Annotated in this window: 28 protein-coding genes; 10 read left to right on the top strand and 18 right to left on the bottom strand. The window is 59.1% G+C overall.

Annotated elements, in window-relative coordinates; translation table 11 throughout:
* Positions 1–199 precede the first annotated feature (199 nt).
* Together OSJ75_RS14760 and glnA are read left to right on the top strand one after the other, a co-directional pair.
* The gene (locus OSJ75_RS14760; RefSeq protein ID WP_008123000.1) at positions 200–538 is read left to right on the top strand and encodes a P-II family nitrogen regulator; all 339 of its coding nucleotides are present in this window, start codon (positions 200–202) and stop codon (positions 536–538) included.
* Positions 539–600: 62 nt separating this feature from the next.
* Positions 601–2,010, top strand: a complete 1,410-nt coding sequence (gene glnA / locus OSJ75_RS14755) for a type I glutamate--ammonia ligase (RefSeq protein ID WP_250018695.1) — start codon at positions 601–603, stop codon at positions 2,008–2,010.
* An 86-nt stretch (positions 2,011–2,096) separates the two neighbouring features.
* Here the strand turns inward: glnA and OSJ75_RS14750 are convergent, their stop codons facing one another.
* From OSJ75_RS14750 to crcB, 3 genes are all read right to left on the bottom strand, one after another.
* Positions 2,097–2,879 (bottom strand): ATP12 family chaperone protein, encoded by a 783-nt coding sequence (locus OSJ75_RS14750; RefSeq protein WP_267228564.1) that lies wholly within the window; start codon positions 2,877–2,879, stop codon positions 2,097–2,099.
* A 28-nt stretch (positions 2,880–2,907) separates the two neighbouring features.
* The gene (locus OSJ75_RS14745; RefSeq protein ID WP_250018693.1) at positions 2,908–3,891 is read right to left on the bottom strand and encodes an RluA family pseudouridine synthase; all 984 of its coding nucleotides are present in this window, start codon (positions 3,889–3,891) and stop codon (positions 2,908–2,910) included.
* A gap of 96 nt (positions 3,892–3,987) precedes the next feature.
* The gene (gene crcB / locus OSJ75_RS14740) at positions 3,988–4,365 is read right to left on the bottom strand and encodes a fluoride efflux transporter CrcB (RefSeq protein ID WP_267228563.1); all 378 of its coding nucleotides are present in this window, start codon (positions 4,363–4,365) and stop codon (positions 3,988–3,990) included.
* 196 nt (positions 4,366–4,561) lie between these two features.
* Here crcB and OSJ75_RS14735 point away from each other — a divergent pair, with 196 nt between their 5' ends.
* Entirely contained in the window at positions 4,562–6,337 is a 1,776-nt protein-coding gene (locus OSJ75_RS14735) for a glucan ABC transporter ATP-binding protein/ permease (RefSeq protein WP_250018691.1), read from the top strand.
* A gap of 66 nt (positions 6,338–6,403) precedes the next feature.
* Here the strand turns inward: OSJ75_RS14735 and yidD are convergent, their stop codons facing one another.
* Positions 6,404–6,748 carry a membrane protein insertion efficiency factor YidD gene (gene yidD / locus OSJ75_RS14730; RefSeq protein ID WP_267228562.1) on the bottom strand — a complete coding sequence of 115 codons (345 nt, stop codon included), beginning with the start codon at positions 6,746–6,748 and terminating at the stop codon, positions 6,404–6,406.
* 4 nt (positions 6,749–6,752) lie between these two features.
* Complete coding sequence (locus OSJ75_RS14725; protein WP_250018689.1) at positions 6,753–7,196, bottom strand: iron-sulfur cluster assembly scaffold protein; 444 nt, start codon at positions 7,194–7,196, stop codon at positions 6,753–6,755.
* Positions 7,197–7,458: 262 nt separating this feature from the next.
* Between OSJ75_RS14725 and folE the strand changes: the two genes are divergently transcribed.
* The 3 genes from folE (at position 7,459) to OSJ75_RS14710 (ending at position 9,596) form a co-directional block, all read left to right on the top strand.
* Positions 7,459–8,085, top strand: coding sequence for a GTP cyclohydrolase I FolE (folE, locus tag OSJ75_RS14720; RefSeq protein WP_250018688.1), 627 nt, complete (start codon positions 7,459–7,461; stop codon positions 8,083–8,085).
* Positions 8,086–8,094: 9 nt separating this feature from the next.
* The gene (gene hisI / locus OSJ75_RS14715; RefSeq protein WP_250018687.1) at positions 8,095–8,514 is read left to right on the top strand and encodes a phosphoribosyl-AMP cyclohydrolase; all 420 of its coding nucleotides are present in this window, start codon (positions 8,095–8,097) and stop codon (positions 8,512–8,514) included.
* A 110-nt stretch (positions 8,515–8,624) separates the two neighbouring features.
* Positions 8,625–9,596 (top strand): patatin family protein, encoded by a 972-nt coding sequence (locus tag OSJ75_RS14710; RefSeq protein WP_267228561.1) that lies wholly within the window; start codon positions 8,625–8,627, stop codon positions 9,594–9,596.
* A 38-nt stretch (positions 9,597–9,634) separates the two neighbouring features.
* Here OSJ75_RS14710 and OSJ75_RS14705 read toward each other — a convergent pair whose 3' ends face one another.
* Positions 9,635–10,066, bottom strand: a complete 432-nt coding sequence (locus tag OSJ75_RS14705; RefSeq protein WP_250018685.1) for a CBS domain-containing protein — start codon at positions 10,064–10,066, stop codon at positions 9,635–9,637.
* Between the two features lie 112 nt (positions 10,067–10,178).
* Positions 10,179–10,889 (bottom strand): rhomboid family intramembrane serine protease, encoded by a 711-nt coding sequence (locus OSJ75_RS14700; RefSeq protein WP_267228560.1) that lies wholly within the window; start codon positions 10,887–10,889, stop codon positions 10,179–10,181.
* Positions 10,890–11,201: 312 nt separating this feature from the next.
* Between OSJ75_RS14700 and OSJ75_RS14695 the strand changes: the two genes are divergently transcribed.
* Positions 11,202–11,813 carry a transglutaminase-like cysteine peptidase gene (locus tag OSJ75_RS14695; protein ID WP_416362568.1) on the top strand — a complete coding sequence of 204 codons (612 nt, stop codon included), beginning with the start codon at positions 11,202–11,204 and terminating at the stop codon, positions 11,811–11,813.
* Position 11,814: 1 nt separating this feature from the next.
* On the opposite strand, the gene OSJ75_RS14690 is transcribed toward OSJ75_RS14695, so the two are convergent.
* From OSJ75_RS14690 to OSJ75_RS14665, 6 genes are all read right to left on the bottom strand, one after another.
* Positions 11,815–12,345, bottom strand: a complete 531-nt coding sequence (locus OSJ75_RS14690; RefSeq protein ID WP_267228559.1) for a gamma carbonic anhydrase family protein — start codon at positions 12,343–12,345, stop codon at positions 11,815–11,817.
* A 33-nt stretch (positions 12,346–12,378) separates the two neighbouring features.
* Positions 12,379–12,585, bottom strand: coding sequence for a DUF3126 family protein (locus OSJ75_RS14685; RefSeq protein ID WP_105733161.1), 207 nt, complete (start codon positions 12,583–12,585; stop codon positions 12,379–12,381).
* Positions 12,586–12,675: 90 nt separating this feature from the next.
* On the bottom strand, positions 12,676–13,500 hold the full coding sequence (gene cysE / locus OSJ75_RS14680) for a serine O-acetyltransferase (protein WP_267228558.1): 825 nt from the start codon (positions 13,498–13,500) through the stop codon (positions 12,676–12,678).
* Between the two features lie 158 nt (positions 13,501–13,658).
* A complete protein-coding gene (locus tag OSJ75_RS14675) occupies positions 13,659–14,414 on the bottom strand; it encodes an alpha/beta fold hydrolase (protein ID WP_371929495.1) in 756 nt (251 codons plus the stop codon).
* 11 nt (positions 14,415–14,425) lie between these two features.
* Complete coding sequence (locus tag OSJ75_RS14670) at positions 14,426–14,908, bottom strand: DUF192 domain-containing protein (RefSeq protein WP_250018681.1); 483 nt, start codon at positions 14,906–14,908, stop codon at positions 14,426–14,428.
* An 8-nt stretch (positions 14,909–14,916) separates the two neighbouring features.
* Positions 14,917–15,498, bottom strand: coding sequence for a cold-shock protein (locus OSJ75_RS14665; protein ID WP_250018680.1), 582 nt, complete (start codon positions 15,496–15,498; stop codon positions 14,917–14,919).
* A gap of 259 nt (positions 15,499–15,757) precedes the next feature.
* On the opposite strand from OSJ75_RS14665, the gene OSJ75_RS14660 reads away from it, so the two are divergent.
* The 3 genes from OSJ75_RS14660 (at position 15,758) to OSJ75_RS14650 (ending at position 18,062) form a co-directional block, all read left to right on the top strand.
* Entirely contained in the window at positions 15,758–16,198 is a 441-nt protein-coding gene (locus OSJ75_RS14660; protein ID WP_250018679.1) for a VOC family protein, read from the top strand.
* Between the two features lie 104 nt (positions 16,199–16,302).
* Complete coding sequence (locus OSJ75_RS14655; protein ID WP_250018678.1) at positions 16,303–17,835, top strand: acyl-CoA carboxylase subunit beta; 1,533 nt, start codon at positions 16,303–16,305, stop codon at positions 17,833–17,835.
* 83 nt (positions 17,836–17,918) lie between these two features.
* On the top strand, positions 17,919–18,062 hold the full coding sequence (locus OSJ75_RS14650) for a hypothetical protein (protein ID WP_267228557.1): 144 nt from the start codon (positions 17,919–17,921) through the stop codon (positions 18,060–18,062).
* Positions 18,063–18,460: 398 nt separating this feature from the next.
* On the opposite strand, the gene OSJ75_RS14645 is transcribed toward OSJ75_RS14650, so the two are convergent.
* The 5 genes from OSJ75_RS14645 to gatA form a co-directional block, all read right to left on the bottom strand.
* The gene (locus tag OSJ75_RS14645) at positions 18,461–18,640 is read right to left on the bottom strand and encodes a flagellar FlbD family protein (protein ID WP_250018677.1); all 180 of its coding nucleotides are present in this window, start codon (positions 18,638–18,640) and stop codon (positions 18,461–18,463) included.
* Positions 18,641–18,783: 143 nt separating this feature from the next.
* Positions 18,784–19,965 carry an NAD(P)/FAD-dependent oxidoreductase gene (locus OSJ75_RS14640; RefSeq protein WP_267228556.1) on the bottom strand — a complete coding sequence of 394 codons (1,182 nt, stop codon included), beginning with the start codon at positions 19,963–19,965 and terminating at the stop codon, positions 18,784–18,786.
* Complete coding sequence (locus tag OSJ75_RS14635) at positions 19,962–20,756, bottom strand: YdcF family protein (RefSeq protein WP_250018675.1); 795 nt, start codon at positions 20,754–20,756, stop codon at positions 19,962–19,964. The genes OSJ75_RS14640 and OSJ75_RS14635 overlap by 4 nt, the downstream gene beginning before the upstream one ends.
* A 1-nt stretch (position 20,757) precedes the next feature.
* A complete protein-coding gene (locus OSJ75_RS14630; protein WP_267228555.1) occupies positions 20,758–21,231 on the bottom strand; it encodes a GNAT family N-acetyltransferase in 474 nt (157 codons plus the stop codon).
* Complete coding sequence (gene gatA, locus OSJ75_RS14625; RefSeq protein WP_267228554.1) at positions 21,228–22,709, bottom strand: Asp-tRNA(Asn)/Glu-tRNA(Gln) amidotransferase subunit GatA; 1,482 nt, start codon at positions 22,707–22,709, stop codon at positions 21,228–21,230. Before gatA ends, OSJ75_RS14630 begins: the two co-directional genes overlap by 4 nt.
* Positions 22,710–22,712: the final 3 nt, after the last annotated feature.

Genomic DNA, 22,712 nt, shown 5'->3' with positions numbered 1-22,712 from the left:
TTATAGGCTATAAAATAATCATCACTTGATCGACCGTGTAGCCGGTCGCCGCGTGAACGGCCGCAACACAGGCATTTTTCTAGGCAATTGGTCGAATTTAGAAAAAAGATGCCGCGAGGGGTCGATTGGCATGCTTCATGCTTTTACCATGGCAAGCGGGCGCAAGGTCCGGGCAGATATTTAGGGAGACCAATCTCTGATGAAGAAGATCGAAGCCATCATCAAGCCGTTCAAGCTGGACGAGGTGAAAGAAGCACTCCAGGAAGTTGGGCTTCAGGGAATAACCGTGACTGAAGCCAAGGGCTTCGGCCGTCAGAAGGGGCACACGGAGCTTTATCGCGGCGCCGAATATGTGGTCGACTTCCTCCCCAAGGTGAAGGTCGAGATCGTACTTGGCGACGAATCCGTCGAGGCGGCGATCGAAGCGATCCGCAAGGCGGCACAGACAGGACGCATCGGCGATGGAAAAATCTTCGTATCGAACATCGAGGAAGTGGTGCGTATCCGTACCGGCGAGTCGGGCATCGACGCCATCTGATCGATGGCTGCACCAAGCGTGGGCAATAATTCGGCACTAAATAGGGAATAGGAAAAAAAGACATGACGACTGCAAATGACATTCTCAAGCAGATCAAGGACAATGACGTAAAATTCCTCGACCTGCGGTTCACAGACCCCAAGGGCAAGTTGCAGCATGTGACAATGGATGTCGCTGAAGTCGATGAGGACATGTTTGCCGACGGCGTCATGTTCGATGGCTCGTCAATCGCAGGCTGGAAGGCCATCAACGAGTCCGACATGGTGCTGATGCCCGACATGGATACGGTCCACATGGACCCGTTCTTCGCGCAGTCCACCATGGTCATCCTTTGCGATATTCTCGATCCGATTTCGGGCGAATCCTACAATCGCGATCCGCGCGGCACCGCCAAGAAGGCCGAGGCCTACATGAAGGCCGAAGGCATCGGCGATACGATCTTCGTTGGCCCGGAAGCCGAATTCTTCGTATTCGATGACGTGAAGTACAAGGCCGATCCGTACAATACCGGCTTCAAACTCGATTCAACCGAACTGCCGTCCAATGACGATACGGATTATGAGACGGGCAATCTTGGCCATCGCCCGCGGGTGAAGGGCGGCTATTTCCCGGTTCCGCCGGTCGATTCCTGCCAGGACATGCGCTCGGAAATGCTGACGGTCCTGTCGGAAATGGGCGTGCGGGTCGAGAAGCACCATCACGAAGTGGCTGCGGCACAGCACGAACTCGGCATCAAGTTCGACGCCCTGACGCGCAACGCCGACAAGATGCTCATCTACAAATATGTCGTGCATCAGGTGGCGAATGCCTATGGCAAGACGGCAACCTTCATGCCGAAGCCGATTTTCGGCGACAATGGCTCGGGCATGCATGTGCACATGTCGATCTGGAAGGAAGGCAAGCCGACCTTCGCCGGCAATGAATATGCCGGTCTTTCCGAGAACTGCCTGTTCTTCATCGGCGGCATCATCAAGCATGCCAAGGCGATCAATGCCTTCACCAATCCTTCGACCAATTCGTACAAGCGGCTGGTCCCGGGCTATGAAGCTCCGGTTCTGCTCGCCTATTCGGCGCGCAACCGTTCGGCTTCCTGCCGCATTCCGTTCGGTTCTTCGCCGAAGTCGAAGCGCGTCGAAATCCGCTTCCCAGATCCGACGGCCAACCCCTATCTCGGCTTTGCCGCGATGCTGATGGCCGGACTGGACGGTATCAAGAACAAGATCCATCCCGGCCAGCCGATGGACAAGGATCTCTACGACCTGCCGGCGAAGGAGCTCAAGAAGATCCCGACCGTTTGCGGCTCGCTGCGCGAAGCGCTCCAGAGCCTCGACAAGGACCGCGGCTTCCTCAAGGCCGGCGGCGTGTTCGACGACGACCAGATCGATGCCTTCATCGAATTGAAGATGGCGGAAGTGATGCGTTTCGAAATGACGCCGCACCCGGTCGAATACGACATGTACTATTCGGTCTAACAAAAAGAACCCCGGCGTCTGAACAGAGGCCGGGGTTTTCTTTTGTCGCGATATCGAGCCGCTGCCGAACTGGCGGCGGCTTTTCTCTATTCGTGCGATACGGCCTGAAGCATCTTCACCGCCGCAGTCATTTCGAGCTGGCGGTTTGCGCGGCGAGCCATCGCTTCGGCATCCTCGCCCCATTGTTCCGCGGTCCAGTCCTCGTCGAGATGGGCGAGTTTCCACGCATCTTCGCTCGTCACCTCACCCCTGGCCACAGCCAGCGCCAATATCGCCGATCCTGTGAGCGTGGTCATGGTGTGCAAGGCGGCTATGGCAAACGGGTCCGAGAAAGATGAAAGATGCGCATTGATGGCGCCCAGCGTTTCGCGCGGCTGTTCCACATGCATCACCCCTTCCGCCAGGACGAAGCGCGCGCCCAATGTGCGTGCGGCCCAGTCGATAAGCGGGTCCCAGAGCTCGGTCTGGCGCTGGACCAGACGTTCCGGAGCATCGGCGCGGTAGCAAAGCATGTCGGACGAGGCAAAACGCAGAACGTCCTCGAGAACCGCCTGCGGATCGTGGGCGATGCCGTCGATGGCCGTATTGGCGAGGCGCGTCGCCGGCATGCGGGCAGGATCGATTTCCTTTTCCTGGGCCGAGAACTCATCCGCGATCAGCGCGGCCGCCGCATGGGTCGGAAGCGCCAATATCTGGCGCGCCGGAGTCTTCACGCCGCGCCCGTCGAGTTCGACCACATAGGTCCCGTCCCGCTCGGCGACAGCCGCCGTGGTGTAGAAACGCTTCGGCAAGGGCAGTTTCGACGCTATCTGGGCGCGCCGCACCGGATCCTCCGCCCCGGCATCAATTTTGAACAATTCATCACGCATGTCTTAACCCGCAATCGCAGCTTGTCGTTTATTCGGTATTGCCGTCTTCCTCGTTCAGGCCGAGGAGGTTCCAGGATTGCTCCATATGCGGCGGCAACGGCGCCGTGACATCGATCATACCACCTGAGGGATTCGGTATGCGAATTCTCCGCGCATGCAGATGCAGCCGGTTCTGTATGCCGCCCGGAAACGACCAGTTGGTATCCGCCTCGAAATATTTCGGATCGCCGATGATCGGGCAGCCGATATAGGCGGCATGTACGCGCAATTGATGCGTGCGGCCGGTATAGGGCTCCATTTCCAGCCAGGTGAGAACCTGGCCGGCGGATTCGATCACACGATAATAGGAAACGGCGTGATCGGCGTCGGGCTCGCCATGTTTGGCCACGCGAACGCGGTCGCCGTCCGGCGTCGGCTCCTTGACCAGCCATGTGGTGATCTTGTCTTCGCGCTGGCGTGGAATGCCCTTCACCAGCGCCCAATAGGTCTTCTTGGTCTCGCGCTCGCGGAAGGCACCGGTCAGCGCCTGGGCTGCGCCCCGCGTTCTTGCGACGACCAGAACACCGGACGTGTCTCGATCCAGACGATGCACCAGACGCGGCTTCTCGCCCTTCTTGTTGCGCCAGGCCTCCAGCATGTCGTCGACATTCCGGGTCACGCCGGACCCGCCCTGCACGGCGAGACCGGCAGGCTTGTTGAAAACCAGCACCTTGGGATCTTCATAGAGCAACATCTGCTGCAGGACGTCGCCATCCTCCCTGCCGCGAATGCTCTTGCCCGTCAGGTGGCCTTCAACCTTCGAATCTACCGGCAGAGGCGGCACGCGCACCACCTGCCCTGCCCGCAACCGTGTATCGGACTTGGCGCGCGAGCCATCGATGCGGATCTGGCCGGACCGCAGCAGCTTCTGGAGATGGCCGAAGCCCAGCCCTGGATAATGGACCTTGAACCAGCGATCCAGGCGCATTTCGGCTTCGCCCGTGTCGACAGTTTTTTGTTCTACAGCCGCCATTGCCATGCCCTTAAATTGCAGATCCGCAGGTCCTGGCGTGACTCGATCGTCAGCTGCCCGGGACACTGCTCTTCATGTGATCGGATGCGCTTAGCACTATGCGACGGTCCTTGCGAGCCATAATCCGAAAAACAACGCGCCAATGCTGAGCAGCACGCTTGCAAATACATAAATCATGACGCTCGACGTTTCGCCCCGCTCCCATAGAACGGCGACGTCCAGAGAGAACGACGAAAAGGTGGTGAAGCCGCCAAGAATGCCCACCGCAACGAACAGGCGCAATTCGGGCAAGCCGTTGAATTTCCTTGCAAGCAGCTCGATGAACAGCCCCATCAGAAAGCCGCCGGCGACATTCACCGTGAGGGTGCCGAACGGAAAAGAAACGCCGAAAAGCCGGGTCATCAACAGGCCGACACCGTACCGCAATACCGAGCCGATGGCGCCGCCCGTTGCAACCAGTAATAATGCGTTCATTTTACATTCAGCTCGGCTGGTTTAGTTTGCGATCTCAGTAAGTTGACTCATCACGGGACGTTACGCACGGTTGGAAAATGTTCCTACCTCCAGGATGGAACGGCAAGGACTTTAGAGCATTGAATATTGCGGTGCACAAGGGTCTGATGCAGTGTCATTCTAAGCGTATGCGTCTCAAAGCAATCGGAGTGGCAAAGTGTCATTATTAAACATCTATTGGAAATCTCTCCAATATCTCGGCGCTGAGAAGCGTGCGACCGTGTTTATATGCCTCGCCAACATAGCCCTTGCTGCGAGCATGATCATTGAACCGTGGCTTGCCGGCCGGGTTATCCAGGCTATTGCAACCAAAACGGCGATCATCCCCCCGCTTAGCCAGCTGGCAGCCGTCGGCCTGTTCCATATCGGCGCCAATGTGCTCGTTTCGCGTGAGGCCGACAGGCTCGCCCATCGGCGCAAGCTTGCGGTCCTGACGGAATCCTACAATCGCGTCATCAGCATGCCCCTCGCCTGGCATCACCAGCGCGGCACGTCCAATGCGCTGCATACGCTGCTGCGCGCCGTCGAAACGCTTTTCGGCCTCTGGCTCGAATTCATGCGTACGCATCTGGCGACCGCAGTCGGCCTCGTATTGCTGTTCCCGCTGGCCCTCAGCCAGGACTGGCGCCTGACCTCGGTGCTGGTCGTGCTCGGCGTCGTCTACATGATGGTGGTCCGGGTCGTGACGGCGAAGACCAAGGACGGCCAGGCTCAGGTCGAGCGTCACCACATCACGGCGTTCAGCCATGTGAGCGACTCGATGAGCAACATCTCCGTGCTGCAGAGCTACAACCGCGTCGAGGAAGAGACCCGCGCCCTGCAGACCTATGCCAAACAGCTGCTGGATTCCCAGTATCCGGTCCTCAACTGGTGGGCGCTCGCCAGCGGTATCAACCGCATGGCTTCGACCATCTCGATGATCGTGGTGCTTCTGCTCGGTTCGTATTTCGTCATGCGCGATGAAATGAATGTCGGCCAGGTCGTTGCCTTTACCGGTTTCGCCGGGCTGCTCATCGGCCGTCTCGACCAGTTGAGCGCTTTCGTGAACCAGATCTTCGCGGCACGCGCCAAGCTTGAGGACTTCTATGCGATGGAAGACTCCGCTGCCTATGCGGTCGAGCCGAAGTCTGCGCATGACATCGACAATGTCAGCGGCGATGTCGAATTCGAGAATGTGTCGTTCGAGTTCCCGAACTCCACGCAGGGCCTGAAGAATGTTTCGTTCAAGGCCAAGGCAGGCCAGACGATTGCGATCGTTGGGCCGACGGGTGCCGGCAAGACGACGCTGATCAACCTGCTGCAGCGCGTTTACGATCCGAAGGAGGGCCGTATCCTTGTCGATGGCATCGACACGCGCACGATCAGCCGCCGTTCGCTTCGCAACGCCATCGCCACGGTGTTCCAGGATGCGGGCATGTTCAACCGTTCGATCGAGGATAATATCCGCGTCGGACGTCCGAAGGCGAGCGATGAAGACGTGCTTGCCGCGGCCAAGGCCGCCGATGCCAGCGAGTTCATCCTATCCAAGGATTCGGGCTTCGACACGATCGTCGGCGAGCGTGGTTCGCAGCTTTCCGGTGGCGAGCGCCAGCGCGTTGCCCTTGCCCGTGCAATCCTGAAGGATGCGCCGATCCTGGTGCTCGACGAAGCCACCAGTGCGCTCGACGTCGAAACGGAAGCGCGCGTCAAGGCTGCGGTGGACAAGCTGTGCCAGAACCGCACGACCTTCATCATCGCTCACCGTCTGTCGACGGTCCGGGATGCGGATATCGTCCTGTTCATGGATCAGGGTTCGGTGATCGAGTCCGGCAGCTTCGACGAACTGGCACGCAGCAATGGCCGCTTCACGGCACTGCTGAAGGCCGGTGGTCTCAAGCTCGACGATGACACCGCCAATGTCACGCCCTTCCCGCGCAAGACGGAAGCGGCATGAAAGCCAAGATCATGACCTGAAAAAATGGCCGCCCTCGAGGCGGCCATTTTCATTTGCTGCGCTGGTTCAGGGGTGCCAATAGCGCCAGGGCAGATACCAGGCTGTTCGCTCGCCTAGCGTATCCGGCACCGGATCGAGGCCACTGGTGCCGCCCGGCCCGCACCGCAGGAAACGAAACAGGCCCATCCACCCCCCGCTCCAGAGACCGTGCCGGGCGATGGCCTCATAGGCATATTCGGAACAGGTCGGGATATGGCGGCAGCTATTGCCGACGAAGCCGGATAGGGTCAACTGGTATAGTCGCACCAGCGCGGTACCCGCGACGCGCCCGGGTGTCCGGGACCACGTTCCGGTCCAGTTCCGCGTGTAGCGCCGCGGACCGTTGCTCGAATGATCGGTATCGTCGCACATTGCTTCAGGCGGCTTCGGCTTTCTTCCTGTCGATCTGGTCCAGGCAATCCACAACGGCATCGAAAGTCAGCATCGTGGAATTGTGCCGCGCCTTATAATCGCGCACCGGTTCCAGAAATTTAAGGTCAGCGAAACGGCCTGACGGCGCTTCGCCATTCTCCTTGAGCATTGCCAGCATCTGGTTGCGCACGGCGCGCAGCTCCTCCGGCGTTGCGCCGATGATATTGCGCGCCATGATCGAAGACGAAGCCTGGCCGAGCGCGCAGGCTTTGACGTCATGGGCGAAATCACTGACGACGCCATCTTCGAGCTTGAGATCGACGGTAACGGTCGAGCCGCAGAGCTTGGAATGGGCGGTCGCGGTGGCATGCGGATCGTCCAGACGTCCAAGCCGCGGGATATTTCCGGCGAAGTCCAGAATGCGCATATTGTAGACGTCGTTGATCATGATCCTGCCAATCCTGACATTGCGTTCATCGCAAACGCGCCATTGTGCGACGTAGCGGCCCTTTGAATTCCATGCTAGCCACCTATATAGTATGGGAAGTGATACGCACAAAGTCTCATGGAACAATTCTGTGAGACAGTGTAGTCACTGGAGCGGGCAGTTTGCCCGTGCCTGTTTCAATACACCGTCCGTTCCCCGGAACGTTTATCGTGTATTGCCGTTTAACTCGTCGCCTCCTCGAAGGCGACTACGGGAGATCGCGATGGATGCGGTAGTCAAGAATTTGCAGTCCGCCTCTGCAAAGCAGAACAACAACCGGCGCCCCACACAGGAAGAAGCAGAACAGGCCGTCAAGACCCTCATTCTCTGGGCCGGAGACAATCCCGACCGCGAGGGGCTGCTCGACACGCCCGAGCGCGTCGCCAAGTCGTTCAAGGAGCTTTTTGCCGGATACAGCCAAAGTGCCGCCGATGTTCTCGGACGTACTTTCGAAGAGATCTCCGGATATGAGGATATGGTCCTGATCCAGGACATTCCCTTCTTTTCCCATTGCGAGCATCACATGGTGCCCATCATCGGCAAGGCGCATGTGGCCTATCTCCCCGATGGCGAGAAAGTCGTCGGCCTGTCGAAGATTGCCCGTGTCGTCGATATATTCGCGCACCGCCTTCAGACGCAGGAGAGCATGACGGCACAGATCGCCGGCGCAATCCAGGGGGCGTTGGAGCCACTCGGCGTCGCCGTCATGATCGAGGCCGAACATATGTGCATGGCCATGCGCGGCATACGCAAGCCCGGTTCGCTGACGACGACCACGACATTTACCGGCTCGTTCAAATCCAACATCAACGACCAGGTTCGTTTCATGTCGATGGTGAGAGGCCGGTAAGCAAGCATAATGACCTTTTCCGACGCGACCATCGCCCATAGCCACGACCTCGAAGAAGGAACGGCGTTCACGCCGCGCTTCGACGCGTCGGGACTTATCACTGCGGTGGTGACGGACGCGGTCGATGGCCACCTCCTGATGGTGGCGCATATGAACCAAGAGGCGCTGAATCTCACCCTCTCCACCGGGATTGCACATTATTGGTCGCGGTCGCGGCAGACATTGTGGAAAAAGGGCGAAACGTCGGGAAATCTTCAGACAGTCGTCGAACTGCGCACGGATTGCGACCAAGACGCTTTGTGGCTGCGGGTGCGGGTTGCCGGTGACGGTCCTACCTGCCACACCGGCCGGCGGTCGTGTTTCTACCGGACGGTAACGGCAGCCGATGGCTCGCCGCGCCTGATCATGGAGCCCGGAGCCCAGGGATAGGCACGCGATCTTCGGTCGTTTGGCGGGCTAAGTAAATTTATTCACGTGATATTCATCCTTCAGTTACCAATATCACGAGACAGAAAACAGATGACTCGGGAGTATATGCCATGCTCGAATGGGCATCGCGCCGAATGCGATCAGCAGAATCGATCGGGGTCAATAATGGCTCCGATGTGGGGACAGGCACTCCCGAAATACCGCGTGAACGCACCAAGACACCGATCGCCCTGGCCCTCGGCGGCGGCGCGGCGCGAGGCTGGGCCCATATCGGCGTTCTTCGCGCTCTGGACGAGGCTGGCATCGAGATATCGATGATCGCCGGCACTTCGATCGGCGCACTCGTCGGAGGCTGCTATCTCGGCGGCAAGCTCGATCAGTTGGAAGAATTCGCGCGCAGCCTGACAAAACGGGGCATTTTCAGCCTTCTGGACCTGCGCTTCGGCGGAAATGGCCTTTTTGGCGGCATGAAACTGGATCGACGCCTGCGCGACCACCTTGAAGAACTGGCTATCGAGGACCTGCCCAAGCGTTTCGTTGCGGTTTGCACGGAAATCAATACCGGTCACGAGATCTGGCTGACGCGCGGCAGCCTGATCACGGCGATGCGTGCATCCTATGCCCTGCCCGGCGTGTTCGAGCCCGTCGAGTGCAATGGCCGCACCCTGGTCGATGGCGCACTGGTCAACCCCGTTCCCGTCGCGGTCTGCCGGTCCTATGAACAACCCCTGGTCGTTGCGGTGAACCTTCACTACGATCAATTCGGACGGGCTGCCGTGATCAAGCACGCTGCGGATGCGCCCGATCCCCGATCCGGCGACGCCGATGCCGCCTCGCATCGCTCCGCACATGCCAAGCGCCTTGGCATTACCGGCGTCATGATGGAATCCTTCAACATCATCCAGGACCGTATCTCGCGTGCCCGGATGGCCGGCGATCCGCCGGACATCGCATTGCTGCCCAAGGTCGGAGATATTGGACTGGCCGAGTTCCATCGCGCCGACGAGGCGATCCGCAGCGGCTATGACGAGACAATGGCTCGCCTCGGCGAGTTGGAGCGGATGCAGAAACTGGTCTTCTGACGCCGCTCGATCGTAGCTTGCAGCTACCGGGTTTCCGCCTAGGCGGTGGCAATATAAGTCCGGATCTCCTCCGACTCGCGCTCGACCTCCTCGATCCGCAGCTTGACGACGTCGCCGATCGAGACGATACCGTGCAAACGCCCGTCCTTCTCCACCGGCATGTGGCGGAAACGGCCGCGCGTCATCGTTTCCATGACCTGGTTGATCGTATGGCTTTCATCGCACACGCTGACCTTCACCGTCATGATCTCCGAGATCGGCTTCCATAGCGCATCAGCACCGTTGGCCGCGATGGCACGCACGACATCGCGCTCGGACAATATCCCCCTGACCGCGTGGCCTTCATCGCAAACCACGACGGCACCGATCTTGTGCCTTGCCAGAAGCGTGACAGCGTCGGCCAGAGAGGTCTCGGGAGATGTGCTGAAGACATCATATCCCTTTCGTTCCAGAATCAGCTTAACGGTCATACGCAATCCCTCCCTTGCAACAAACGTCCTCCCGTCCACCTGCTCGCAGATGAACAGACTTCAGTCATGGTGCGCGTATGTCGCTATTATTGCAACAGGCTTCGCAGTTCTCTCACCGGTGTTTGCCCGGCCTGTCGAACAGGGAAACGCCAAAGAATCCGACGACAAAGCCACCGATATGCGCTTCCCAGGCAATGGAGGATGACGCGTCCGGCCCGTTCCAGAACAGACCCGTAATGATATTGGTGACGAACCAGACGCCGAGGAACGTCAGGACGGTCCTCATCCGGAGCGCAACGCCGATCGGCAGTATTCTCCCTTCAAAGGCCGAGGAATTGCTCGCACCGGTACGGCGGAAGCCGAAGCGTGCCGCCGCGCCCATCATGCCCGAGACAACGCCGGAAGCGCCGACCAGCGGTGCGATGCTGGTCGGATAAACCGCATAATGCGTCAGTGCCGCCGCGATGGAGGTGGCGATCCAGAACAATATGGTCCGCGCTGGCCCTATCCGTGCCGACAGCGGCGAGCCGAAGGCCATAAGCCAGATGAGATTGAGCGCAATATGGGCGAAACTGCCATGGAGCAGCGAATAGGTGATTGGCGTCACCCACGCCAGCGGCGAAGACAGGCCATCATATTCCGTGAAGCGGGCGGGTATGAAGGCGAGATACCAGAGGAAATTGGCGAATTGATCCGCGGTCAGCACATAGGTTTGCGCAAGATATAACAGGACGCATAGGGCGATGATCGCAACGATGGTCCGGGGCACGTTGAAAACCGGTTCTCGGTCGCGGGGGCCGGCAGATCTCAATGGTTCGGACATTTTGCTCCTCAGCGTCGTGTTTTCAAAAGGCTAGCCATTTCTTTGGCCCAAGCCTAGGCAGACCGCCAGCAAAACCTTGGATTTATCAGGGCGGCGTCAAGTCTCGTGGCGCGGGATGCGAAACAACAGGAACAACGAGCTTCCTGCAGGCAATGTCTCGCCACTCCCTTTAACTACCGGATAATGTTGCTTAATGGCGCCTTACTGTTTCGTTTATTTTTTGCTACGCGATTAGATCGGATTTTTCTGCCGTTGTTTCCGGGCGGTCAAACTCTCTCTGTCATAGTCGTCTCAACCGGGGAGACGACGGGAATGAACAAAAAGACTATTTTGCTTGGGGCAGCAACGCTGCTTTGCACGATTACAGCGGCTTTGGCGGAGCCGGGCATGACCACTGGCGATGCGATGAAGACCGGGGCGCGGACGTCGCAGCCGATCGGCCATTATGAGTTCTGCCAGACCAACAAGGCCGAATGCAACGTTCGGTCCCGCGATGACAGGCCCGTCGCGCTGACGCCTCGCCTCTGGCAGACGCTGGTTCAGGTAAATCGCCGCGTGAACGCCGACATAACGCCGGAAACGGATCTCGATATCTGGGGCAAGGCCGAAGTCTGGTCATACCCGACCACGGCTGGCGACTGCGAGGATTATGTTCTCCTGAAGCGCCAATTATTGAACGCGGCGGGACTTCCGCTCGCCAACCTGCTGATCACCGTTGTTCGGCAGATGAATGGTGAGGGCCACGCGGTGCTTACCGTGCGGACCGACCATGGCGACTACATTCTGGACAATCTCGAAACCCGCATCAAGCTGTGGAGCCAGACCAATTACGACTATCTGAAACGTCAATCGACGCGCAATTCCGGCGCCTGGGTTGCCGTCAATGATGATCGCCAGGTGCTCGTCGGCAGCATCGGGCAGTAACTCAGTCGGCCGCCTTCAAACCGGCGAGAAATCGCCTGCCGTTCGCGACATAGTGGGCAGCAGAGGCACGAAGCTGCTCGATAGCCTGCGCGTCAAGCTCGCGCACGACCCGCGCGGGCGAGCCGACGATAAGGCTGTTATCGGGAAACTCCTTGCGCTCCGTGACCAGCGCGCCTGCCCCCACCAGCGAGTTCCGGCCGATCCTGGCGCCGTTCAGGACAATGGCGCCTATGCCGATCAGCGAGTTCTCGCCGATCTGGCAACCGTGCAGCATGGCGCGATGTCCAATGGTACAGCCGGCGCCGACCGTCAGCGGGTAGCCCATGTCGGTGTGCATCACCACATGTTCCTGGACATTCGTGTCCTGGCCTATGCTGATCAGCTCATTGTCGCCGCGCAGGATGGCCCCGAACCAGATCCCGACATTGCGCCCGAGGGCGACTTTTCCGATCAGGCTCGCATCGGGCGCAATCCAGTTGGAAGCGCGGTCATCGAAGCGGGGCACATCGTCGCCAAGTCCATAGACGGTCATCTCGATCCACCCTGCCTGTCAGAAAATTCTGGTTCAAAGATCCATGTCGAGGATGGCCATCGAGAAATTGTAGGACAATTCGCCCTCGTCCTCATCCTTGTAGATCAACCCCAAAAACTCGTCGCCCAGGTAGAGCTCGGCTGAATCGTCCTTGCGGGGACGAGCCTTGACGGTCAGTTCCGTATTTCTGAACGTGCGCTTGAAATAGCTGTCGAGTTTTTTGAGTTCTTCGGGTTTCACCTAATTCTCCTGTGTTGGGCGGCGGTGGTCCGGCTTGTGACATGCCACCGCCTGCCATGTAAAGAGCAACAACAACAGTTGCTTCGGCGCTTAATCCAGATCGACGATAAGCTGATCCATCGCCCGCGACGGCTCCGCGCAACCCGTTTCACCCACGATCCGCGCAGGTACGCCTGCCACTGTCACATTGTGCGGAACGGGTTTCAGTACGACCGAGCCCGACGCGACTTTCGAGCAATGACCGATCTCGATGTTGCCGAGAATGCTGGCGCCGGCGCCGATCAGCACGCCATTGCGAATCTTGGGATGACGATCACCCGTCTCCTTGCCGGTCCCACCCAGAGTTACGCCCTGCAGGATCGAGACATTGTCCTCGATGACGGCGGTCATGCCGACAACGATACCCGTGGCATGGTCGAAGAAGACGCCCTGGCCCATCGGAACCGCGGGGTGGATATCAGTCTGGAATACCGAAGACGACCGGCTCTGCAGATAAAGCGCCAGATCCCGGCGTCCTTCATGCCACAGCCAATGCGCCAGCCGATGCGTCTGGATTGCCTGGAACCCCTTGAAATACAGCACCGGCTCGATGAACCGGTCGCAGGCAGGATCGCGATCATAGACAGCCTGGATATCGACGCGGAGCACCTGCGACCATTGCGGGTTGGCATCGAGCATGGCGGTGAAGCTCTGGCGCAGCAGTTCGGACTCCACATCGGGATGGTCGAGGCGCTGGGCAATCCGGTGTATGACGGCGTGTTCGAGCGACTGATGGTTGAGAATCGTCGCGTAGAGGAATGTCGACAGCAAAGGCTCGTGACTGATCGCCTCTTCCGCTTCCGCGCGGATTGCGTGCCAGATCGGATCAATCTTCTTCAAGGGTCCGGTATTCTTGGCTGTGACGCTTGCTGACATATTCACGCTCCAGGCAGGTGCAGATTGTTCTGTCACGAATTATAGGACAAAGACCGCGCTTTTACATCTCCCTTTCATGCGGATGCAAGAGCGGAGTAATGACGCACCGGGCTGTTCCATTGACCAACGCCGCGCGGACGGTGCGGTTCCGCGCCCAATCACAGCGGATGTTGCTTCAGGAAATCCACCGCCGCCTGCTTGAACACCTTGTCGCCGACCGCGAGCATATGATCGCGGTTCGGTATGTCCAGGGCCTGGCCATTGGGCATCAGCGCGGCCAGTCGTTGAGGACTTCCGCCGATATCATCCCTGGTCCCGACGGCGACCAGGGCAGGCTGAGTGATCCGGCCCATATTCTCTGCGCTGATTTCCTCTTTCGACGTGATGACGCAGGCAGCAAGGGCAATGCGGTCGCTCTTGGTCTTGTCGGCAAAGTTGCGGAACATCTTGCCCCGCGGATGGGTGACGCTCTCGGCGTCCTCCGCCATCAGTGCCTCGGCGATGGGCGTCCAGTCGCCCGCTCCCTCGACCATGCCGATTCCGAGCCCGCCAAAGATGACATCATGAACCATTTCCGGGTGGTTGAGCGCCAGAAATGCCGTGATGCGCGCGCCCATGGAGTAGCCCATGACATGCGCCTTGCCGATGTCGAGATGTCGGAGCAGTGCAGCGGCATCGCCCGCCATCAGGGTTGGCGTATAAAGCGCCTTGTCGTGGGGCTTGTCGGAGGCGCCATGACCGCGATTATCGATCGCAATGGCGCGATAACCCGCTGCGGTCAGTGTCGGTATCCATCCCGGCTGCACCCAATTATAGAAGGACGAGGAGGCGAAGCCGTGGATCAGCAATATCGGCTCGCCCGACCCTTCGTCGACATAGGCAAGTTTCAGCCCGTCATTCTCGAAATGTTTCATGTTCCTGTCCGTCAGCCACCATCGGATTTGATCGATGGATGGCGCACCTTGTCTCCTACCGCAATTCCAAGACGTCGCACCGTGCCGGCTTTCACTTCCACGGTATAACTGGCCGGTCCGTCCGAGGCTATGATATCGCGCGAAAACGGCACCGCGTTCTGGCGGATGGTCGTGATGCGCCCCTTCTCATCCAGGAACAGCATGTCGAGCGCCGAGGGGGTGTTCTCCATCCACATCGTCACCTGTCTCGCCTGATCGAACACGAACAGCATGGCGCTATTGTCTTTAAGATCGGTACGGAACATCAGGCCGCGCTGCCGCTCCGTATCGTCATCGGCAATCTCGACAGCGAAGGGCACGTCGCCCTTGCTGGTATTTATGATCAATGGCCGGGAATCCACCGGCAGGTGCATCGGCGTCTGATCGAGCGCAAAGGCAGCCGGAATAGAAAGGATAACGGCAAGGACGACGCAGAGCGCCTTGATAAGGCTCATCGCTGGCATCAATGCGACGACGGCAGCTGCGTGCCTATGTCGGGATGAATTTCGGAGGCCATGAGGCCCTTCTCGCCATGGCCGAAACGGATCAGCACCACCTGGCCGGGGCGAAGCTCGGTCAAGCCGAAATGGCGCAGCGTCTCCATATGGATGAAGATGTCTTCCGTGCCCTCGCCGCGTGTGAGAAATCCGAATCCCTTGGTTCTGTTGAACCATTTGACCAGGACGCGCTCCAGACCACTTGAAGGCGTAACGGTGACATGGGTGCGAACCGGCGCCATTTCGGTCGGATGAACGGCCGTCGAATTGTCCATGGATTTCACATGGAAGCACTGCATGCCACGGTCGCCCTGACGCGCCTCGCAGACCACCCGCGCACCTTCGAGCGCGGTCTGATAGCCATCCCTGCGCAGGCAGGTGACGTGAAGCAGGATGTCCGGCAGCTCGGAATTGTCCGGAATAATGAAGCCGTAGCCCTTCGCAACGTCGAACCATTTGATGGCGCCGGAAACCTCGATGAGCTCGAGATTCTCACCGGGATTTTCATCGTGGGGGGATTGCTGGGCTGATACTGGCCGGTCCGACATTAAACTGAGCCCCTCCTCTCCTGCGCGCGAACAACTGATTCTCTGCCTAAAGAATAACACCCGTCCACGCCCGTTGAGCAAGTATCATATGAGTTTTTTCTGAAAGTCGAGGGCGAATCGGCTGTTTATCCTCAACCAAGTACAACCTAGCTTAATCCCATATTTGTGAGGCTAGTCATTAAGTGCTAGCAATTGCGTCGTGCGCAGATCGGATACTGATACTGTGCCTTATCCATCTCGATAAACCCAAAGGCAAAAGATGCGTTATCTTCATACAATGGTCCGTGTCCGCGATGTCGATGAATCGCTGGACTTTTACTGCAACAAGCTTGGGCTGAAGGAAGTTCGCCGCACGGAAAACGAAAAGGGCCGCTTCACGCTGATCTTCCTTGCTGCATCCGAAGATGAAGGGCGCTCGGCCGCCGAGCGCGCTCCCGAACTCGAACTCACCTATAATTGGGATCCTGAAGAATATTCCGGCGGACGCAATTTCGGCCATCTCGCCTATGTCGTCGATAACATATACGAGACCTGCCAGAAACTGTCCGACCAGGGCGTGGTGATCAACCGCCCGCCGCGCGACGGCAATATGGCGTTCGTGCGCTCGCCCGACGGCATTTCGATCGAGCTGTTGCAGAAGGGCCCGGCGCTTCCGCCACAGGAGCCCTGGCTTTCCATGCCCAATACAGGCAACTGGTAATTGCCAAAAGAAGCGCGGGCAAACCATCCGTTCGCGCTTCGCACTTCCGGCTTCCAAGCAGGCATCTCTCCTGTTATCAGGAATGACCAATCGGGAGGGATGCCATGAAAGACGTGCTGATCGAGCTTGAACGCCGCCGCAACATTGCCCGCGAGGGTGGTGGTGCCGCGCGGATAGAAGCACAGCACAAGCGCGGCAAGCTGACGGCGCGCGAACGCATCGACATTTTCCTCGACCATGGCTCGTTCGAGGAATTCGACATGTTCGTCGAACATCGCTCCACCGATTTCGGCATGGAAGCGACGAAATATGCCGGCGACGGCGTGGTCACCGGCTGGGGAACGATCAATGGCCGCACGGTCTTCGTCTTCGCCAAGGATTTTACCGTGTTCGGCGGCTCGCTCTCCGAGGCCCATGCGGAAAAGGTGCAGAAAATCCAGGATATGGCGCTCAGAAACCGCGCGCCTGTCATTGGCCTCTACGATGCTGGCGGCGCGCGCATCCAGGAAGGCGTCGCTGCGCTTGGCGGATATGCCGAGATATTCCAGCGTAACGTTCTCGCCTCGGGCGTCATACCGCAAATATCGGTGATCATGGGGCCATGCGCCGGCGGCGATGTCTACTCGCCCGCCATGACGGATTTCATCTTCATGGTGCGCGACACGTCCTACATGTTCGTCACCGGGCCCGATGTCGTCAAAACGGTCACAAATGAAACCGTCACCTCGGAGCAGCTCGGCGGCGCGTCGATCCACACCACGAAATCGTCCATCGCCGATGGCGCCTATGACAATGATGTCGCGGCGCTGCTGCAGATGCGGCGGCTGATCGACTTTCTTCCTTCCTCCAACACCGCCGATGGTCCCGAGCTTGAATGCTATCAGCCCGTCGATGAGCTGGACTATTCACTGGACAGGCTCGTCCCCGACAATGCCAACAAGCCCTATGACATCAAGGAACTCATTCGCAAAACGGTGGATGAGGCTGATTTCTTTGAAATCCAGGAGAACTTCGCCCGGAATATCGTCATCGGCTTCGGCAGGGTCGAGGGACGGACCGTCGGCGTCGTCGGCAACCAGCCGATGGTTCTCGCCGGCGTCCTCGACAGCGATGCCTCGCGCAAGGCGGCGCGGTTCGTTCGCTTCTGCGATTGTTTCAACATTCCGATCATTACATTCGTCGATGTTCCGGGCTTCCTGCCCGGCACGGCGCAGGAATATGGCGGCCTGATCAAGCATGGCGCGAAGCTGCTATTCGCCTATGCCGAGGCGACCGTGCCGAAAATCACGATCATCACCCGCAAGGCCTATGGCGGCGCCTATGACGTCATGGCGTCAAAGCATCTGCGCGGCGATATCAACTATGCCTGGCCCTCTGCCCAGATCGCGGTCATGGGAGCCAAGGGCGCGGTCGAAATCATCTATCGCAAGGACATAGGCGATGCGGAGAAGATCGCAGCCCATACCAAGCGCTATGAGGACCGTTTCCTGTCGCCATTCGTTGCCGCGGAGCGTGGCTATATCGATGAGGTGATCATGCCGCATTCCACGCGCAAACGGGTATCAAGGGCGCTGCGGATGCTGCGAAACAAGGATCTCGAAAATCCCTGGAAGAAACACGACAATATCCCGCTCTGAGTAACGGGATATTGTTTCAAAACTGTTTTGAAGATTATCGGCGGAAGCTGAAGCCGCCGTTTGAATCCCGCAGGATTTGAGAAATGGTTCGCGTGTCGCAAGGCTGGTTGGTGCTGGACGCTGCCTTTACAATTGACGGTACAACCTTCGCAGCTGAAACCAGCGCAAGAACATTGGCGCCTTTTACTGGCGATACGTCATTTTTTACTGCAACCATTCTTTTTTAGCCTCCAAAAAATCTACTCACCGGTTAGGGAGTATTTTTTGACCAATGGAACTTATACTTGTTTAACCGTTCATTTACAGAAGCTAAACCGATTAAACAAATCACTATTTGTATCCATTTTTGACTTCTATTTGATCCAGCGAAGCCTCAGGGCGGAATTCGCCCTCTGTTCTGAATACGCCCTCAATATAGTGGGAGAATGATGAACGCTCGCTGAACGCTTTCAAGCGCGGCCATTTCAAGCCAGGGCGCTATCAGAACGACCGGCAGACAGCAGGAATCGGAGCGCTGAACGATCGCATCCGGCCGCCTGCAGCGGCGAAGCACCGGCCACCGATGAGCCAAACTGGCACGTGGATTGAATGCCGGTTCGACTGGCTCGACGAGCGCGCGCCGGCCTCAGGTGCTTTTGACGCCGACCTTGCTCTGGATCTCTTCCGACGTCTCCTTGACGAAGAAGGTCAGGCCGGCGGTGATGGTAACGATATGGGTGCCGGTGCCGTAGGGATTGAACGACACCACATGGTCGAAGTTCAATGTGATGTGATCGCCATTAACGTCCGTCAGCTTGATCCACATAGCCACACCTCCCAGTTTGACAAAGCGCAATTGCGTCCTGTCAAGGGAAGCAGCATTCGCCCGGGAAAGCAATCGATTACGGGCGGTTGGCGAAACATTCTCATGAACGCCCCGCATGGTAGTCCGAGCCGGAGATGCCTGTATCAGGCCGCCTGCCCCGCCGCCCATCCGGACGACCAGGCCCACTGGAAATTATAGCCGCCGAGCCAGCCCGTGACATCGACCACCTCGCCGATGAAATAGAGGCCCTTGCGGCTCCTCACCTCCATCGTCTTCTGGTCCAGCTGGTCGGTATTCACGCCGCCAAGCGTGACCTCCGCGGTGCGGTAGCCTTCCGATCCGGCCGGCTTCACCTGCCAGCGGTGAACGGCGCTGGCTACAAGCATGAGTTGCTTGTCCGGCAGATCGGCCAGCGCCTTGTCCGGAACGCTCGTCTCGGCGATGTGTTGTGCCAATCGTTTCGGGAGATGATCGCCAAGCACTGTCTGGACGGCCTGCTTGCCATTGCGGCCGCGCGCGGTCTTCAGGATCGAGAAAACGTCCCTTCCGGGCAGCAGATCGACCGAAACGACGTCGCCTTCGCGCCAGTAGGACGAGATTTGCAGGATTGCCGGCCCGCTCAATCCGCGATGCGTGAAGAGCATCGCCTCCGAGAAGGTCGTGCTGCCATGTGTCACCGTCGCATCGACCCCGATCCCGGATAGTGGTTTAAGGGCCGCCAAGGTCTGGTCATTGAACGTCAGCGGCACCAGTGCCGGCCGGGTTTCGGTGACCTTCAGCCCGAATTGCCCGGCGATCTCATAGCCGAACCCAGTGGCGCCCATCTTGGGGATCGACTTGCCGCCACAGGCGATCACCAATGAACGGCATCTTACGCTCTGGCCTTCGAGTTCGACGCGGTAGCCTTCGCCGTCCTGGTGGATGGCGCGAACGGTGGTTCCGAGCCGCATCTCGACACCAGCGCCGCGCATCTCATCGACCAGCATGGTGATGATCTGCCGGGCCGATCCATCACAGAAGAGCTGCCCCAAGGTCTTTTCGTGCCAGGCTATGCCGTGGCGATCGACGAGCGCGATAAAGTCGCGCTGGGTGTAGCGTCGAAGCGCGGATATGCAGAAATGCGGATTGCTTCCGAGGTAATTTGCGGGAGCCGCGTGCAGATTGGTGAAATTGCAGCGTCCACCGCCGGATATGCGAATTTTCTCGCCGGGCGCCGACGCATGATCGATGATGAGAACCGATCGGCCGCGTCTGCCCGCCTCGATGGCACACATCATGCCAGCGGCCCCGGCGCCGATTATGAGGACGTCGACATTGTTCCTCATGGCGATGGCAGGATGCTGTCGATCCGCCCCGTCAGCCGATAGGCGAGAAGGCCGGCCCACTCCCGCCCCGCGAGGGTAAGATTCTGCAGCGAGTCGTAGACATTGTCCTGCGCCAGCCCCAGTGTTTCGGCGCCGGAGGTTCGATAATCCGCCGGCCAGGCGGTGACCTCGAATCCTGCCTTGCGAAAAAGCCCCATCGAGCGCGGCATGTGAAATGCCGAGGTAACCAGCAGCCACACCTCGCCCGGTTTCACCGCCATCATCTCCTTGGTGAACAGCGCGTTCTCATAGGTATTGCGCGACTTGTTCTCCATGATGAGCCGGTCCGATGCTACGCCGAGTGCATTGAGCAGCCTTGGCGCGGTATCGCCGTCGGCTTCGCCGTCCAGCACCAGATTGCCGCTTCCGCCGGTCACCACCACCTTGGCCGACGGATAGCGCGCGGCAAGTATCGCTGCCTCCACGAAGCGGTCGCCGCTCGCATTCAGTTCATAGCCGCCCCGTACGAGGTTGATGCCGCCCTCGAAGCCGCCGCCGAGAATGATGATCCCATCGACCTTCGCCGGCGCATCGATCGGCCGCGGAAACCGCGCTTCCAGGGGATGCAGCAAGAGTGCGCCGACGGTCGTCCAGCCGCCCGTGCCGAGGACCAGAAAGGCCAAGGCGACGCTGATGAAAGCCAGCCGGCGCCGCGCGAACCCAAGTAACAACAGGCCTGCGGCCATCAGGATAAGGGCGAGATTCAGTGGCTGGGCGAGGAACCAGAAGATCTTTGAGAGAAAAAAGAACATCCTAGACCGGTTCCGCGATCATGGTGACCTTTTCGATCTCGCGCTCGAGGCTTGTGGACCATTCCAGCTTTTGCTCGACGATCACAAAGCCTTCCCGCTGGTAAAGCGCGATGGCTCGCCGGTTCCGGGCATGCGTGCTGATGCGGGCCTGACGATGGCCTGCCGCGCGAATTTCCGCCTTGAGCGCGCGCAGGAGCAGCGTTCCCGTACCAAGCCCATGCAGGGCGGGTTCGACCCAGAGATCGGAAATATACTCATTCCGCGTTTCGCGCGCACCCCAGCCCGCCAGCCCCTGCTCCGTCTCGGCAACGAGCACCGTCTCGTAATATTCTCGGGCGAAGCCGGCGAATGCCTTCTCCACATGCGTGCGCATTCCTGGCCGCTCCTCCTCGAACGAGAAAATGCTCGATGCCCAGGCCCGCGATCCAATAGCGGCGATCTGCGCTATGTCCGCTTCGGCCGCTTTTCTGATCACCACCATTTCGTCGGAGTGAACCTGCCGGCGGCCTGTTCGATGATGTGGGCCGTCTGGAACAATGTTTCCTCGTCGAAAGGCCGGCCGATCAGCTGGAGGCCAAGCGGCAGGCCCTTCGCATCGAGACCGGCCGGAACGGCTATTCCCGGCAATCCCGCCATGTTCACGGTCACGGTGAAAATATCGTTGAGATACATCTTCACCGGATCGGAAGCGAGTTCCTGATCGGCGATGCCAAAGGCGGCGGAAGGTGTCGCAGGGGTCAGGATCGCATCGACGCCGGCGTGGAACACGTCCTCGAAATCCTTCTTTATCAGCGTGCGCACCTTCTGGGCCTGAAGGTAATAGGCATCGTAATAACCGGCGGAGAGGACGTAGGTGCCGATCATGATGCGGCGCTTGACCTCGTCGCCAAAGCCGGCGGCACGGGTCTTTTCGTACATGTCGACAATGTCGCGCCCCTGCACGCGCAGGCCGTAGCGCACGCCGTCATAGCGGGCCAGGTTCGACGAAGCTTCCGCCGGAGCAACGATATAATAGGCGGGCAAGGCATATTTGGTGTGCGGCAGCGAGATATCGACGATAGAGGCGCCTGCGTCCCTCAGCCATTCGATGCCCTGCTGCCAGAGTTTTTCGATCTCTTCCGGCATGCCTTCGACGCGGTATTCCCTCGGAATGCCGATCTTAATTCCGGAAAGCGGCTTGCCGATGGCGGCTTCATAGTCCGGTACGGCGATATCGACCGACGTCGTGTCCTTGCTATCGACCGACGCCATCGATTTCAGCAGAATAGCGGCGTCGCGCACGTCGCGGGCGATGGGGCCGGCCTGATCGAGCGACGATGCGAAGGCAACGATGCCCCAGCGCGAGCAGCGGCCATAGGTAGGCTTGATGCCGACAGTGCCGGTAAAGGCGGCTGGCTGGCGAATGGAGCCTCCCGTATCCGTCGCGGTGGCACCGGCGCAAAGGCGGGCGGCGACAGCCGCGGCCGATCCGCCGGACGATCCGCCCGGCACGAGATCGGCATTGGAGCCGCGGGCACGCCAGGGGTTCTTCACTGGACCGTAGTACGAGGACTCGTTGGAGGAGCCCATTGCGAACTCGTCCATGTTGAGCTTGCCGAGCATGACTGCGCCATCGGCCCAGAGATTGGCAGTCACCGTCGATTCGTAATGTGGTTCGAAGCCGTCGAGAATATGCGAACAGGCCTGCGTATGCACGCCTTCGGTACCGAAAAGGTCCTTGATGCCGAGGGGAATGCCTTCCAGCGCGCCGCCCTTGCCCTCTGTCAACCGGGCATCGGATGCCTTGGCCATTTCCAGAGCCTTCTCCGGCGTCGTCACGACATAGGCATTCAGCGCCGCGTTCGCTTCATCGATCACCTTGATATAGGCTTCGGTCAGCTCAACGGCGGTGATCGCCTTGGCTTTCAGCTGCTCGCGCGCCTCGGCTATGGTGAGAGCGGTCAGATCGGTCATATC

Origin of the sequence: Phyllobacterium sp. 0TCS1.6A, from assembly GCF_026420825.1 — a bacterium.
In the GTDB taxonomy this organism is placed as follows: Bacteria; Pseudomonadota; Alphaproteobacteria; order Rhizobiales; family Rhizobiaceae; genus Phyllobacterium.
This window is presented reverse-complemented; position numbering and strand designations above follow the sequence as displayed.

Excerpts from the sequence above, each read along its gene's own strand:
- OSJ75_RS14760 (WP_008123000.1), top strand. The coding sequence starts at position 200 with ATGAAGAAGATCGAAGCCATCATCAAGCCGTTCAAGCTGGACGAGGTG.
- glnA (WP_250018695.1), top strand. The coding sequence starts at position 601 with ATGACGACTGCAAATGACATTCTCAAGCAGATCAAGGACAATGACGTA.
- OSJ75_RS14750 (WP_267228564.1), bottom strand. The coding sequence starts at position 2,879 with ATGCGTGATGAATTGTTCAAAATTGATGCCGGGGCGGAGGATCCGGTG.
- OSJ75_RS14745 (WP_250018693.1), bottom strand. The coding sequence starts at position 3,891 with ATGGCGGCTGTAGAACAAAAAACTGTCGACACGGGCGAAGCCGAAATG.
- crcB (WP_267228563.1), bottom strand. The coding sequence starts at position 4,365 with ATGAACGCATTATTACTGGTTGCAACGGGCGGCGCCATCGGCTCGGTA.
- yidD (WP_267228562.1), bottom strand. The coding sequence starts at position 6,748 with ATGTGCGACGATACCGATCATTCGAGCAACGGTCCGCGGCGCTACACG.
- OSJ75_RS14725 (WP_250018689.1), bottom strand. The coding sequence starts at position 7,196 with ATGATCAACGACGTCTACAATATGCGCATTCTGGACTTCGCCGGAAAT.
- folE (WP_250018688.1), top strand. The coding sequence starts at position 7,459 with ATGGATGCGGTAGTCAAGAATTTGCAGTCCGCCTCTGCAAAGCAGAAC.
- hisI (WP_250018687.1), top strand. The coding sequence starts at position 8,095 with ATGACCTTTTCCGACGCGACCATCGCCCATAGCCACGACCTCGAAGAA.
- OSJ75_RS14710 (WP_267228561.1), top strand. The coding sequence starts at position 8,625 with ATGCTCGAATGGGCATCGCGCCGAATGCGATCAGCAGAATCGATCGGG.
- OSJ75_RS14705 (WP_250018685.1), bottom strand. The coding sequence starts at position 10,066 with ATGACCGTTAAGCTGATTCTGGAACGAAAGGGATATGATGTCTTCAGC.
- OSJ75_RS14700 (WP_267228560.1), bottom strand. The coding sequence starts at position 10,889 with ATGTCCGAACCATTGAGATCTGCCGGCCCCCGCGACCGAGAACCGGTT.
- OSJ75_RS14695 (WP_416362568.1), top strand. The coding sequence starts at position 11,202 with ATGAACAAAAAGACTATTTTGCTTGGGGCAGCAACGCTGCTTTGCACG.
- OSJ75_RS14690 (WP_267228559.1), bottom strand. The coding sequence starts at position 12,345 with ATGACCGTCTATGGACTTGGCGACGATGTGCCCCGCTTCGATGACCGC.
- cysE (WP_267228558.1), bottom strand. The coding sequence starts at position 13,500 with ATGTCAGCAAGCGTCACAGCCAAGAATACCGGACCCTTGAAGAAGATT.
- OSJ75_RS14675 (WP_371929495.1), bottom strand. The coding sequence starts at position 14,414 with ATGAAACATTTCGAGAATGACGGGCTGAAACTTGCCTATGTCGACGAA.
- OSJ75_RS14670 (WP_250018681.1), bottom strand. The coding sequence starts at position 14,908 with ATGAGCCTTATCAAGGCGCTCTGCGTCGTCCTTGCCGTTATCCTTTCT.
- OSJ75_RS14665 (WP_250018680.1), bottom strand. The coding sequence starts at position 15,498 with ATGTCGGACCGGCCAGTATCAGCCCAGCAATCCCCCCACGATGAAAAT.
- OSJ75_RS14660 (WP_250018679.1), top strand. The coding sequence starts at position 15,758 with ATGCGTTATCTTCATACAATGGTCCGTGTCCGCGATGTCGATGAATCG.
- OSJ75_RS14655 (WP_250018678.1), top strand. The coding sequence starts at position 16,303 with ATGAAAGACGTGCTGATCGAGCTTGAACGCCGCCGCAACATTGCCCGC.
- OSJ75_RS14650 (WP_267228557.1), top strand. The coding sequence starts at position 17,919 with ATGGTTCGCGTGTCGCAAGGCTGGTTGGTGCTGGACGCTGCCTTTACA.
- OSJ75_RS14645 (WP_250018677.1), bottom strand. The coding sequence starts at position 18,640 with ATGTGGATCAAGCTGACGGACGTTAATGGCGATCACATCACATTGAAC.
- OSJ75_RS14640 (WP_267228556.1), bottom strand. The coding sequence starts at position 19,965 with ATGAGGAACAATGTCGACGTCCTCATAATCGGCGCCGGGGCCGCTGGC.
- OSJ75_RS14635 (WP_250018675.1), bottom strand. The coding sequence starts at position 20,756 with ATGTTCTTTTTTCTCTCAAAGATCTTCTGGTTCCTCGCCCAGCCACTG.
- gatA (WP_267228554.1), bottom strand. The coding sequence starts at position 22,709 with ATGACCGATCTGACCGCTCTCACCATAGCCGAGGCGCGCGAGCAGCTG.